A 13842-nucleotide genomic window follows, 5' to 3' on the forward strand; every position below is an offset into this window, starting at 1 on the left:
ACGAAACGCCGTGCAATGCTTGGCACAAATCAGTTCGCCTTGCAGCATCAATTTGTTACAGGCGGGGCGAAACCGGGGAAGCCATGACATTTACACATGATGCAATCGTAATTGGCGGCGGCGCTGCGGGCCTCACTGCGGCGGGGGGATGCGCCCTGTTTGGCCTGAATGTCGCTTTGATCGAAAGCAACAAAATGGGCGGCGAGTGTCTCAATAATGGCTGCGTCCCCAGCAAAGCGATCATCACTGCGGCCAAGCGTGCACAGCAGGCGCGCGAGGAAAAACGCTACGGCGTGCAATTGGCCCCGCCGAAGGTGGAATGGGCGGGTGTCCACAAGCACATCCACGATGCCATCGCGCATATCGCCCCGCATGATTCCAGGGAAACCTTTGAGGAAATGGGCTGCGAGGTCATTATGGGCCGCGCCACCATTACCGGCAGGCAGACTGTGGATGTTGGTGGACGCACTCTGAAAGCGCCGCGCATCGTCATCGCGACCGGATCAGAACCATTCGTGCCGCCGATTGAGGGGCTCGGCAGTGTGCCGTACCTGACCAATGAAAACCTGTTCGATCTGACCGAGCAGCCAGAGCATCTGATGATCATTGGCGGCGGGGTTATCGGTATGGAAATGGCACAAAGTTTCTGCCGCCTGGGCAGCGAAGTGACTGTGATCGAGCCGGGCAAACCGATGGGCCGTGATGACCCGGAATCGGTGCAGATCGTGGTCGATACGATGAAGGGTGAAGGCGTCCGCTTTGTTGAGGGCAAAGCCGCCAAAGTTGGCGGCAAGGACGGCGCAATTACGGTGCACACCGATGGCGGCGAAGCCATCAGCGGATCGCATCTGCTGATCGCGGTGGGCCGTTCTGCCCGCGTATCGGGGTTTGGCCTCGAGGAACTAGGCATTGAACTTGGCCGCAACGGCATAAAAGTCGATGCCCGCCGCCGGACATCGGTCAAGAATATCTACGCCATCGGCGATTGCCGCGAGGGGCCGCGCCTGACTCACGTATCGGGTTATGAAGGCTCCAACGTCGCGCTCGAAATTACCACCGGCCTGCCTACCAAAGTCGATTGGAAAGCACTGCCCTGGTGCACCTATACCGAGCCGGAAGTCGCGCAGATCGGGCTGACCGAGCAGGACGCGCGCAAGCAATATGGCGACAAGGTGACGGTGATCAAAGAAGGCTTCGACCATAATGAGCGCGCCATCGCCGAAGACTCGACCAAGGGCCATTTGAAAGTCATTCTGAAAGGCAAGAAAGTGATCGGCGCCAGCATTTGCGGCAAAAACGCTGGCGAATTGCTGCTGCCGTTCACGCAGAGCATTACCGGCAAAAGCGACACGTTTTCGCTCGGGTCAGCCATTATCAGCTACCCCACACGCAGCGAGATTTCCAAAGCTGCCGCCTTCAGCGCATGGGAGCCGACCGTATTCGGATCGCTGCCCAAGAAATATGTGCGTCTCGTTGCCAAGTTGCGCCGTAGCTTTAACTAGGCCGCAACAGAAAGTTTTTCCGATTGACCCAAGCCATCCGCAAAAGCCGTGCCGCGCCCACCGGCGCATCTCCATTCCAGGTTCTGGCAGAGGCGCTGCCGCAGGAGAAATTCTCCGATCCTGTATGGACCGCCAAGGGGGAACGCCGCGCATCGGTGCCGATGACCAGTCTGGAAACGCTGTGGTTCAACACCGGCACATTGTGCAATCTGGCCTGCGTAAACTGCTATATCGAAAGCAGCCCGACCAACGATGCGCTGCTCTATATCAGCCGCGCGCATGTGACGCGTTTTCTGAACGAGATCGAGGCGGACCGGATTGGCACCACCGAAATCGGCTATACTGGCGGCGAGCCGTTCATGAATCCCGAATTCATCGCAATCCTGACCGATACACTGGAGCGCGGATTTGATGCGCTGGTACTGAGCAATGCGATGAAACCGCTGCGGCGGCATCAGGCGGCCTTGCTCGATCTGAAAGAGCGGTTTGGCGACAAGCTGACCATCCGCGTCAGCCTCGATCATTACACCCGCGAAGCCCACGAGGCCGAACGCGGACCGCGCAGCTGGGACCCGGGCACGAGCGGCCTGAAATGGCTGTCCGATAATGGTTTCTCCATCGCCGTCGCAGGCCGGATTTTGCCGAGCGAAACGATGGATGATGCGCGCCAAGGCTACGGCGCGTTATTTGCAGAAATGGGCATTCGCGTGGATGCGGCGGACCCGATGCAATTGGTCCTGTTCCCTGAAATGGATGACGCGAAAGATATAGCGGAAATCACCACCGAATGCTGGGGCATTCTGAACCAGAATCCCGCCGACATCATGTGCGCCACCAGCCGCATGGTCGTCCACCGCAAAGGCGAAGACGCCCCGCGCGTCGCAGCCTGCACGCTGATCCCCTATGATGACGGCTTCGATATGGGCGCGACCTTGGCCGAAGCATCACGCGACGTATCACTCAACCACCCGCATTGCGCACGGTTCTGTGTGCTGGGCGGAGCAAGTTGTTCGGGGTGAGTTTACGTTGATGTCTGGATTTGGGCTGGGGAGCGGAAGGTAGAGTTTTGGTCGGCCCGTTTGGAAAAACGGACTCCGCTCTCAATTTACCGCGTCTTTGCCTTCCCCTCATGGTGCTCAGCTGACTTTCGATACACTTCCACCACACGATCGCATGTCGGATCATTGGTTCGCCGATCGAAGTGCATGCCAAGCTTTACTATCACGTTTCGAGATGCCTCATTCTCGATCTGAAAGATACTGACGATATCAGGCAGGTCTAGATCCTTTAGACCAAATTCGAGCGCCTCCCGTGCTGCCTCCGTAGCGTACCCTTGCCCCCAGTGTTCGCGTGAAAGCCTCCAACCGATTTCTACGGCGGGCATAATCTCAGGCAGAAAGGAAGGTTCCGATAGGCCGGTAAACCCGATGAATGCGCTTTCGTCCAAAACTTCTATTGCGAATAGACCGAAGCCTTTCTCTTCCCATTGGCGCTCGAAGACCTCAATTGATTTCTCCGTCTGCTCAAGACTTCGCGTGGCCCCGGACCCAATGAATTGCATGACCTTGGGATCAGCGCACATCGCCGCGAATGGTTCAACATCCTCGGCACGCCACCTCCGTAGCAGCAAGCGTTCTGTTTTAAGCGAGATGCTGGTCATCGCCTCGACCTAAGCTCGAAGGAAGTTCGACTGCAACAGATTCTCATCAATTTACGGCTGATTTCGGGCGGTTCTGTGTGCTGGGCGGAGCAAGTTGTTCGGGGTGAGGCAGCACATATCCCACCCTGCATCGTCGCCCCGGACTTGATCCGGGGTCCCGCTTTAGGAACATCACACCAGCTTATCGAATAAGTCTGCCCATTCAGGATTGCCCCTTTCGATCAGGTCAAACTTCCAGCTCCGCCGCCACCGTTTGATGCGCTTTTCATGAACAATACAATCCTCAATCGTGCCGCCGCGTTCCGCACATACCAGTCGCGTCAGACCATATTGCTTGCAAAATTCCGAACCCTCTCCTTTGCGGTGCTGGAATATGCGCTGTGCAAGTGACGCCGTAACGCCGATATACATCGTACCGCGATAAGGTTCGCCATGATGTAGACCCATCCGCCTTTGCGTTCGCGGTCCATATTGTGACCGCCGCTGAGCGAGACCCCGGATCAAGTCCGGGGTGACGATAGTGTGGGAGGGGGCAAAGAATTCATAAAACCCGCCCTGCCACAGCATCCAATTTTGCCAGCATCGCCGGATCGCGCGCGTCGGGCGCGGTGATCATCGCGTAGTCGAGTACCGTATCGAGTGGACACGCCTCGCGCTGCGCCGGTAAGCCTGCGATAAATTCCTCGACCGTTTTTCGGGCGATTTCGCCATTGGCATTCATTTGCGCGATCACTTCGCTGACCTCCACGAAAGCGGCATCTTCGCGCCAGCAATCATAGTCTGTGACCATGCCGATCAGCGCATAAGGCAGCTCTGCCTCGCGCGCCAGTTTGGCCTCGGGCATGGCGGTCATCCCGATCACATGCGCGCCCCAGCTGCGATACATATGGCTTTCCGCACGGGTGGAGAATTGCGGCCCTTCCATCGCCAGATAGGTGCCGCCATGCGTCATATTGCCGCCCGCTTTGGTCACGGCGGCGGCGGCCATATCGCTGATGCGCGGGCACACCGGTTCGGCCATGCTGACATGCGCGACCATGCCGGTGCCGAAGAAGCTGGAGGCGCGCGTTTTTGTGCGGTCGATAAATTGATCGACCACCACGAAATGGCCCGGTGGCAATTCTTCCTGAAGCGAACCGACAGAAGAAATCGCCAGCAGATCGGTGCAGCCCGCGCGTTTCAGCGCATCGATATTGGCGCGCGCGTTTACTTCGGATGGCGGGATTTTGTGCCCACGTCCGTGGCGCGGTAAAAAGCGTACGTGTACATCACCAATGCGCCCGCACAGAATGTCGTCAGACACCGTGCCGAAAGGCGAGTCCACGCTGATCCATTGCGCATTGTCCAGCGCGTCGATTTGATAGAGGCCGCTGCCCCCGATAATGCCGATGGTCCATGTGCTCATCGCATGGGTTTAGCGAGGTATTGCAGCAAAGGCGAGCATGACCAGCAGGGCAAGCCGGGGATGATTTTCCTACATCGCCCGGCAATGATATGGCGCCCGGCAATGATATGGCGCCCGGCAATGATATTGCGCTTGCGAACGAGCCGGCGCTGGATGGAAAGGCCAGCCTTCAGAACGCCGCTCCGGGGGGGGGCTTAGCCCGATGTGTCAAGCAGGTGAAATCAGACAAAGTGTATTTTTTTCAGTGTTTTGGGTGCGGTTTTGGTGCTTGACACAGTGTCAATTGTGTCAAGTGGATTGCGTCAGTCATACAGCCCCTTTTTCAGGCCAAGATAGCCGAACAGATACGCGCCCACCTTGCGCATCTGGATTTCTTCCGCGCTTTCGGTGATGCGGTAGCGCCGGTCAGGCGGCGCAGCGGCGACGGGGCGACGGGGCGCGCCCAGGCCCGCACGTCGGCAGAGCCGCTTCAATCCGGCGATACCGTTTGGGGTGTCTGTGCGGGCCGCTCCATCGCCTGACTATGCACTCCCTGCTCCGGCACATAAGTGGCATTGCCGGGTCAGACATCGAGCCCAATGTCGCAGTGACGCGCAATATACAGATTGGTCGCGCGGCGGGGGCCTTTCGTCGCGAAAGGCGTTGCTGCAAAAATTTTACTGTCGTTAAGATAACGCACACTATCAATAGGCTACGGGATATTCATGCAACCCAACACCACATATTTTGGCCGGATGCTTCGCCAGATGGCTGGCCAGCGGACGGTGATCAGGCTGAGCGCGGCAATTTTTCCAGCTATGGCTTTGGCTTTCACTGCGGCCACACCGGCACAGGCCGATACGCAGGATTTCGAAAGTGCATTTGATGCCATGCTCGGCACGCAAAGCCGTGCACCGGAAAATTTTCAGGCCGTTTATGAAACCGGCTTTGAACAATATCTTGCCCGCGTGGCGGATGGCCAGAAGGGCCGGATCGGCGTGGCCGCGATTGACCTTAGCACTGGCGAGGAAATTTCGGTGCTGGGCGATCAGCGTTTTCCGATGGCCAGCACCAGCAAAGTCGCCATCGCAGCGACTTTTCTGGCAGGTGTCGATCAGGGCCGATGGAGCCTGACCAGCGAGTTTCCCGTCCTTATTCCGGTACGCTCGGCAAAATACTCAACGGTCAGCGCGCCTGTCCGCGAAGGCAATTATCTGCCTGCCCATAAGTTGATCAATTTGATGATCAGCAGAAGCAGCAACGTTTCGACCGATGCTCTGTTGCGGGTCGTTGGCGGACCGCGCGCGGTCAATGCTTTCATGCGCAGTGCCGGGATCACCGATTTCGAACTGACGCGCAATATCGCGACTCTGGTTCGCGATGATGGAGAGTTTGACCCAGCGACAACCATCGACAACCGCGATAGCGCATCGCCGCGTGCGATGGCGCAGTTGCTGGCCGGCATTTATCAAGGCCGGATATTAACCAGCCGGAGCCGTGACGTGCTGCTCCGCGCGATGGAAGCAACCACGACCGGCAAACGCCGCATCCGCTCCGCTTTGCCTTCCAGCGCGAATATCGCGCATAAAACCGGGACGCTGAACCGCACGGCCAGTGATATCGGGATTTTCCAGACACCCGATGGCCGCTCGATCGCGATAGCCATCTATGTGACCGGCCAAAGCCAGTCGAACCAGCATGAAAGGTCCAACAAATCCGCAGCGCGGGCCATGCGCGATGCGCGGATCGCGGATATTGCCCGCGTATTATATGACGGATTTTCTGGTCAGCGAAACAATGAACGCGTCTGGGCCGATTCGCAGTACCGGACGGGCGGATAGGAATTTTAGCGGTACATAGCCTTTAGAAGCGCGCCTGAAAGCCGGGATCAAACACTGGCTGGGGCCAAAACAAAAGGGCGGCACCTCGCGGTACCGCCCTTTCTGTTTGTTATGAAGCAAACGGCTTATTCAGCAGCCGCTTCGGCTTCTGATTCGCCTTCCATCGCGGCTTCTGCTTCAACAGCAGCACCTTCGGCAGCGCCTTCAACAGCAGCAGCGCCGTCTTCCATTGCTTCGCCGGTAGCTTCCATGCCGCTATCCATTGCTTCGCCAGCAGCTTCCATGTTGGCTTCTGTGTCAGCAGCCATCGCATCAGCGGTTTCGCCAGCGGAGTCAGCAGTTTCCGAGCAAGCAGCAAGGGTAAGAGCGGCGCCAGCAGCTGCGGCGGCAAGTACGAATTTACGCATAATTTTATTCCTTAAAACAGCGAGTGGAGTACACATGCCGCTATACGGTCATGTGCGAGGCCTGCCTTTCGACCGACTTCGTACCTGCTGAATAATGGCAAGAATGTGGCATGGCAAGGGGCTTGGATGAAATAATGCCTTTTTTCTGCCATATTCTCCGCTCCGCCGCGGAAATCTGCCTTTTTTCCTGTGCTATTGATGTGAATAAAGGAAGCTGACCGCGCCGCTATCCCCTGCTAACAGCCACATCATGGCAGAAAAACAGCACCTCTATCTCGTCGATGGCTCCGCCTATATCTTTCGTGCATACCATCGTTTGCCGCCTCTTACCGATCCTGAAGGCACGCCGGTTGGGGCGGTTTATGGTTATACAACAATGCTTTGGAAACTGGCAGAGGATCTAGACAAGGCGCAAGGACCGACTCACCTCGCCGTGATTCTCGACAAATCGAGTCGCTCGTTTCGCAACGATATCTACCCGGAATATAAGGCAAATCGCCCCCCGCCGCCCGAAGATCTGGTGCCGCAATTTCCTTTGATTCGTGATGCAACGCGCGCTTTCAGCCTGCCCTGTATAGAGGAGGAAGGACTGGAGGCGGATGATCTGATCGCATCCTATGCCCGTGCCGCGGCGGCCAAAAACTGGGATGTGACGATCGTATCATCGGATAAGGATCTGATGCAGCTGATTACCCAGGGCAATGATATGTCGGGCCATATCGACATGCTTGATACGATGAAGAACCAGCGCATTTCCATCCCTGAAGTCGCGGAAAAATTCGGGGTCGAGCCGGATTTGGTGGGTGACGTGCTCGCTTTGATGGGCGATTCGGTTGATAATATTCCGGGCATTTTTGGAATCGGCCCAAAAACCGCAACCAAATTGATACAGGAGCACGGTTCGCTCTCGGCAGCACTTGATTCTGCTGCGGATATGAAAAAATCAAAACTGAAAGAACGCCTGCTGGAGCACCGCGCTGATGCAGAGCTGAGCCGCATATTGGTTACGCTGAAAGAGGATTGCGACCTTCCTCTGCCGTTAGAAGATTTCAAGCTGGACGGCGTACCGGCCCAGCCGCTGGCAGATTTCCTGCAGAAACATGGCTTCACCAGCCTGCTGCGCCGTCTTGATGCTGGCAGCGGTAGCCCGGACCGCGCCAATGACCTCAACCCTGCCAAGCCCGGAGCGGCGGCAGATACTGGCGATAGCGGGGGTAACCGTCAGCCTGTTCCTGACATGCCTGCGATCGACCGGAGTGCCTATGAATGTGTGCAGGATATCGCCGCGCTGAAACGTTGGATAGACCGGTGCAGAGCAGCACGCATTATCGCTGTCGATACAGAAACCAGCGCGCTAGATGCCATGCAGGCCGATCTGACCGGGATAAGTCTGGCCGTGGGACCGAACGAGGCCTGCTATATTCCGCTTGCGCATGGCGGTACCGATCTGCTGGCTGATACCCCGAGGCAGATCGTGCCGGAAGACGCGCTTGGTCTGCTGCGCCCCATGCTGGCAGACGATGCGATCTTAAAAATCGGCCAGAACATCAAATATGATCTGAATGTGCTCGCCCGGTACGATGTCGATGTATCACCCATTGATGATACCATGATCATCAGCTTCGCGTTGGATGCGGGGCGCGGCGAAGCAGGAATTGGCGGCGGCCACGGGATGGATGAATTGTCTGTCCGCCATATTGGCCATACACCGCTTAGCTTTAAGGACATATGCGGCACCGGCAAAAAACAGATTCCGTTCGGCGACGTGCCGCTTGACCGCGCAACCGAATATGCCGCCGAGGATGCCGATGTGACATGGCGGCTGCACCAGCACCTCAAACCGCGCCTCGCGATCGAAGGCGGGACCCGTGTCTATGAGCGGGTGGATCGCCCGCTGGTACCCGTTGTCGCTCAGATGGAACGACACGGGATCAAGGTTGACCGCGCGGCTTTGTCCCGATTGTCAGAAGAGTTCGCCACGCAAATCGCGCGCCTTGAAGGGGAAATTCACAGCGAGGCCGGACAGGAATTTTCGATTGGCAGCCCGAAGCAACTGGGTGAAATCCTGTTTGACAAAATGGGCTATAAGGGTGGTCGCAAAGGCAAAAGCGGGCAATATTCGACTGACCTTACCGTGCTGGAGAAGCTGGCTGAGCAAGGCGCAACGATGGCCACCAAGGTTCTCGAATGGCGGCAGTTGAGCAAGCTGAAATCCACCTATACTGATGCTCTCCAGGCCGCGATCAATCCTGCGACCGGGCGCGTGCATACCAGCTATTCGCTGACCGGGGCCCAAACAGGGCGCCTTTCCTCGACCGATCCGAACTTGCAGAATATCCCCATCAGAACCGAGATCGGACGGCAAATCCGGACCGCCTTTGTCGCTGACGCGGGCAATGTTCTGCTTGCAGCGGATTATTCGCAAATTGAATTGCGGCTCGCGGCCCACATGGCTGACGTCCCGTCGCTCAAAGACGCTTTTGCGCAGGGCGAGGATATTCACGCGCGCACCGCGAAAGAGATGTATGGTGAAGTAAACCGCGACACGCGGGCGCAGGCAAAAACGATCAATTTCGCGATATTATACGGCATTTCGCGGTGGGGGCTTGCTGGACGGCTGGGCGTGGAGGCAGACGAGGCTCAGGCCATGATCGACCGCTATTTTGATCGGTTCCCTGGTATCCAGCGTTATATTGCAGAAACGCTGGAGCGCGTTCGCGAGCGCGGATATTCAGAAACATTGTTTGGCCGTAAAACGTGGTTCCCGCGGATCAATTCCAAAAACGGTAATGAACGCCAGGGCAGCGAACGTGCCGCGATCAACGCACCCATCCAGGGGACCAGCGCAGATATCATAAAGCGCGCGATGATCCGCATGATGCCCGCGCTGGCAGATGCTGGTCTTGGCCATATACGGATGCTGCTTCAGGTTCACGATGAACTGGTTTTCGAATTGCCCGAAAGCGACGTTGGCGCTGCCAAACCGGTGATCGAGCGGGTGATGGCCGATGCGGCTTTGCCTGCTGTCAAACTGGACGTGCCGCTGGGTATTGAAATCGGGACGGGCACCGATTGGGGCGCCGCGCATTGAACTGTTTCCCGTCAAACTGCTTCGCGATACCAAGGACATGCCATGCTCAAACACGTTGACCCAAGAACATGGCCCATAGAATGGGTCGATGTGAGTGTGGCCATGATCGCTGTTTTCGCAGCGGTAATTGTCGCCTATATTCTATATCGGATCAGCTTTGCCGTTTTAGGGCGGCTGACTGCGGCATCCGATAGCGAGACGGATGATCTGGTTCTCAACAGCATCCGGCGGCCGGTCAAATGGTCGCTGATTGCCATTGGGATTACCGTCGTCGCGCAGGGCAATGACTCGCTTGCATTTGTGTGGGAACCGGTGGCGCAATTCGTTCGCCCGGCTTTGCTGGGGTGGATCGCCTACACACTCGTGAAAGCCGCCACTGCTGCATTGGAAGTCAGGCTGGAGGCGTCGGAGGATCCGGTAACCGTACGCAGCCGACGCACCCGAATTTCCATATTATCGCGCACAGCCACTTTTGCCATCGTGTTTATCACCGTGGGTCTGATGCTGTTTGCGATACCAGCGGTACAATCCATCGGGACAACTCTGCTGGCGTCGGCCGGGCTTGCCGCATTGGCGGTTGGTGCTGCCGCGCAACCGGCGCTTAAATCCTTGATTGGCGGGCTGCAAATGGCTCTGACGGAGCCCTTGCGGATCGGTGATCTGGTGGTGATAGAAGGCCATACCGGACGGGTGGAAGAAATCCGCATGAGCTTCTTAACCTTGCGCACCTGGGATGAGCGGGCGATCATCGTGCCCACTGCGTCGGTGCTGGACCAGACGTTTGAAAACTGGACCCGGAAATGCGAAACTTTGACCGGTCCGGTTTTTCTTCACCTTGATCCAGCCACGCAGATTGATCCCATACGGACAGAATTTGAACGCTTCGTGCGCGGCCATGAGCTGTGGGATGGACGCAATCTGGCTTTGCTCATGACCGAAGCCTACCCGGAGAGTATCGAATTACGCCTGTCGATCAGCGCAACGACGATCGGCGATCTGTTCGCGTTACGGTGCGAAGCGCGCGAACATATGATCGAGTGGTTGCGCAAGGAAATGCCCGATGCGCTTATCCGCCACCGGCTGGAGGTCGAAAACGCCAATCAGCGCGCCACCGGCAAATAAGCCCTATTGCTCCGCGCCGTGCTTCTTGTCGCGGACAGGTTCAATCATTCCGTCATGCAGAAAACCGATGGCAGGTTTCACTTCTGCTGCGCGTTTTTTCAATTCGCCGCGCATTTTTTTATATTCATCTTCCATCTTTGACGTGACAGTAGCGCGCGATTCCTTGAGTGCATCGGCAAAATCGGCCGCGTTCACTTCCTTCACATCGCCGCCCGCACGGCGCAAAGCGGTGAGGCCGGCACGGCGGACAATGTCTTCCAGATCAGCGCCAGTGAACCGGTCCGTCTTGCTGGCAATTGATGCCAGATCGACATCATCGGCGAGCGGCATATCAGCAGCATGAATCGCTAGGATGTGCTCACGGCCGGTCTTATCCGGCGTGCCGACATAAACCAGCTCATCAAACCGCCCTGGCCTGAGCAAGGCAGGATCCACCAGAGTCGGGCGGTTGGTGGCACCAATTACAATCACTGATTGCAAGTCCTCCAGCCCGTCCATTTCAGCCAGTATAGTGTTGACCACGCGCCCGGTAACGGCCGGCTCCCCCTGCCCGCTGCCGCGCGCCGGTACCAGCGAATCGATCTCGTCGATAAAAATCACGCATGGCGCAACAGAACGCGCCCGCTGGAACATCTTGGCGATCTGCTGCTCGCTCTCACCGTACCATTTGGACAGCAGATCGCTGCTTTTCATCGAGATGAAATTGGCCTCGGCTTCTTTCGCGACCGCTTTTGCAAGCAAGGTTTTGCCAGTTCCGGGCGGGCCGTAGAGCAGAAAACCTTTCGCCGCACGAATGCCCAAACGCTCAAACGCTTCGGGGTTTTTCAGCGGCAATTCGATGCCTTCTTTGAGGTTATCGATCGCATCATCGACCCCGCCAATATCGCCCCAGCCGACATTGGGCACTTGCACCATCACTTCGCGCATGGCCGAGGGCTGGACGCGCTTAAGAGCGGAGAGAAAATCGTCCCGGGTCACGCATAATTCATCGAGCACATCCTGCGGCACAGTGCGCTCGTCCAAATCCAGCCTGGGCATGATCCGGCGTACTGCATCTATCGCCGCCTCACGCGCCAAGGCGGCTATATCCGCGCCGACAAAGCCATGCGTGGTCTTGGCCAGTTCACCCAGATTGACTTTATCGCCCAGCGGCATGCCGCGCGTGTGGATGGCCAGAATTTCACGGCGGCCCTTTTCATCGGGGACGCCGATAATAATCTCGCGGTCGAACCGGCCTGGACGGCGGAGCGCCTCGTCAATGGCATCGGGACGATTGGTGGCCGCGATAACGACCAGATTGGCCCGCGAATTCAAACCGTCCATCAATGTGAGCAGCTGCGCAACCAGCCGTTTTTCAGCCTCGCCCGGCACCCGGTCACGCTTTGGCGCAATAGAGTCTATTTCGTCGATAAAGATGATTGCGGGCGCTGCTTTGGTCGCGTCTTCAAAAACCTCGCGCAGCTTTTTTTCGCTCTCGCCATAGCCAGAACCCATAATTTCCGGGCCATTGATAACGAAAAACTCGGCATCGCTTTCACTCGCGACCGCCTGCGCCAGGCGGGTCTTCCCTGTTCCGGGCGGGCCGTGCAGCAATACGCCTTTTGGCGGATCAACGCCAAGACGGGTAAACAGTTCAGGATAGCGCAGCGGCAATTCGACCATTTCGCGCAGAGCCTGGATGGTGTCGTCGATCCCGCCAACATCATCATAATTTACCGACGCACGGCCATCGCGCGGTTCCTCAAACTCGGCGCGCAATTCCACTTCAGTGTTCTCGTCAATATGGACGATGCCCTTGGGCGAGGTTGACGCAACAGACAGTCTGATCTGGGTGAGAGCGTAAGCAGGCGTATTAAACATACGCTGAACTTGCGGCGGCATGTTCTGCACTGGCTGCTGGCCGGTGGTTGCAACCAGGTCGCCGGTGACAATCGGTTTGCGAAAAAAGTTGCGTTTGAGCGCCTGCGCCGGGCCCTGCAGCCGCATCTCACGTTGCGCCGGGGCAAATACGACCCGCTTGGCCGGACGCGATACAGCCCGGCGAATGGTGACATGTTCGCCCGACCCTGTTTCCGCATTGCCGCGCTGGAGCCCGTCCAACCGCACCACATCCAGCGTCTGATCCTCGTCATAGGCGGGCATCGCGACCGCAACGGTGGACCGTTTGCCAGCGATCTCAATCACATCGCCTTCTGTGATGCCAAGCGCCTGAAAAGCGGATCGCGGCATGCGCGCAATGCCCTGGCCGCTTTCCTCCTGACGGGCCGCAGCAACCTGAAGGCGTATCGTGCTCTCCGCTTGAGCGGTATCATCTTTGGCCATAATGCTGCGTAGTCCCGTCCATTTATCTGATAGGTGACCCTGTAGCTAGGAAGCGAAAGCACACTATGCAAACGGGTTCTTGGCCGGCCGCGCGGTAACCGCTGCGGATCGCAATCAGCCCACCGGGTCAGACCACCAGCCAGAAAAAAGGCCCGACCGCAAGCAGCCGGGCCTGAAAAGTTTTGGGAGAGGATGCCTAAAAAGGCACCGTCTAAATGCGCGCTACCGCCGTTTTGTGCAAGTGCGAAAAGGACATTCATGGTTGCATATTTTGCAAGAACCCGGAAAAGCGATTTATATGGTTGAAAATATGATGATTTTCGATACTCTTTTGGTTGCAACAAAAGCAATTCGTTAATCCGGCAGACATTAATTGTGCAGTGCGGCATACGCCGGGTGTTGCCGTAGGGGTGACTTTACGTCGAAGCCCAATTACACGGCGATTCGCAGCCCCCGCGCCGCTTGCCACACGCTCGGGCCGCTGCTGTGATATCATATGACCAAATTGGGAAG

At 57.3% G+C, this 13842-nt stretch carries 11 protein-coding genes and 1 pseudogene; 6 read left to right on the forward strand and 6 right to left on the reverse strand.

Annotated elements, in window-relative coordinates:
* The first annotated feature begins 83 nt into the window (after positions 1-83).
* Positions 84-1502, forward strand: coding sequence for a dihydrolipoyl dehydrogenase family protein (locus WA922_RS04070; RefSeq protein ID WP_424770401.1), 1419 nt, complete (start codon positions 84-86; stop codon positions 1500-1502).
* A gap of 23 nt (positions 1503-1525) precedes the next feature.
* Positions 1526-2521, forward strand: a complete 996-nt coding sequence (locus WA922_RS04075; protein ID WP_424770402.1) for a radical SAM protein — start codon at positions 1526-1528, stop codon at positions 2519-2521.
* Positions 2522-2607: 86 nt separating this feature from the next.
* Here the strand turns inward: WA922_RS04075 and WA922_RS04080 are convergent, their stop codons facing one another.
* From WA922_RS04080 to WA922_RS04095, 4 genes and pseudogenes are all read right to left on the reverse strand, one after another.
* On the reverse strand, positions 2608-3162 hold the full coding sequence (locus WA922_RS04080; RefSeq protein ID WP_424770403.1) for a GNAT family N-acetyltransferase: 555 nt from the start codon (positions 3160-3162) through the stop codon (positions 2608-2610).
* Between the two features lie 171 nt (positions 3163-3333).
* A pseudogene (locus WA922_RS04085) lies at positions 3334-3632 on the reverse strand (GIY-YIG nuclease family protein).
* 71 nt (positions 3633-3703) lie between these two features.
* Positions 3704-4567 (reverse strand): S-methyl-5'-thioadenosine phosphorylase, encoded by an 864-nt coding sequence (locus WA922_RS04090; protein WP_424770404.1) that lies wholly within the window; start codon positions 4565-4567, stop codon positions 3704-3706.
* A gap of 302 nt (positions 4568-4869) precedes the next feature.
* Positions 4870-5040 carry a hypothetical protein gene (locus tag WA922_RS04095; RefSeq protein ID WP_424770728.1) on the reverse strand — a complete coding sequence of 57 codons (171 nt, stop codon included), beginning with the start codon at positions 5038-5040 and terminating at the stop codon, positions 4870-4872.
* A gap of 231 nt (positions 5041-5271) precedes the next feature.
* On the opposite strand from WA922_RS04095, the gene bla reads away from it, so the two are divergent.
* A complete protein-coding gene (gene bla, locus WA922_RS04100) occupies positions 5272-6387 on the forward strand; it encodes a class A beta-lactamase (protein ID WP_424770405.1) in 1116 nt (371 codons plus the stop codon).
* 125 nt (positions 6388-6512) lie between these two features.
* Here the strand turns inward: bla and WA922_RS04105 are convergent, their stop codons facing one another.
* On the reverse strand, positions 6513-6794 hold the full coding sequence (locus tag WA922_RS04105; RefSeq protein WP_424770406.1) for a hypothetical protein: 282 nt from the start codon (positions 6792-6794) through the stop codon (positions 6513-6515).
* A 250-nt stretch (positions 6795-7044) separates the two neighbouring features.
* Here WA922_RS04105 and polA point away from each other — a divergent pair, with 250 nt between their 5' ends.
* Complete coding sequence (gene polA, locus WA922_RS04110; RefSeq protein ID WP_424770407.1) at positions 7045-9885, forward strand: DNA polymerase I; 2841 nt, start codon at positions 7045-7047, stop codon at positions 9883-9885.
* A 42-nt stretch (positions 9886-9927) separates the two neighbouring features.
* Complete coding sequence (locus WA922_RS04115) at positions 9928-11007, forward strand: mechanosensitive ion channel family protein (RefSeq protein WP_424770408.1); 1080 nt, start codon at positions 9928-9930, stop codon at positions 11005-11007.
* A gap of 3 nt (positions 11008-11010) precedes the next feature.
* Here WA922_RS04115 and WA922_RS04120 read toward each other — a convergent pair whose 3' ends face one another.
* On the reverse strand, positions 11011-13329 hold the full coding sequence (locus WA922_RS04120; RefSeq protein WP_424770409.1) for a CDC48 family AAA ATPase: 2319 nt from the start codon (positions 13327-13329) through the stop codon (positions 11011-11013).
* A gap of 79 nt (positions 13330-13408) precedes the next feature.
* On the opposite strand from WA922_RS04120, the gene WA922_RS04125 reads away from it, so the two are divergent.
* Positions 13409-13687 carry a hypothetical protein gene (locus WA922_RS04125; protein ID WP_424770410.1) on the forward strand — a complete coding sequence of 93 codons (279 nt, stop codon included), beginning with the start codon at positions 13409-13411 and terminating at the stop codon, positions 13685-13687.
* Positions 13688-13842 lie beyond the last annotated feature (155 nt).

Origin of the sequence: Pontixanthobacter sp. (assembly GCF_049682855.1) — a bacterium.
Classification (GTDB): domain Bacteria; phylum Pseudomonadota; class Alphaproteobacteria; order Sphingomonadales; family Sphingomonadaceae; genus Pontixanthobacter.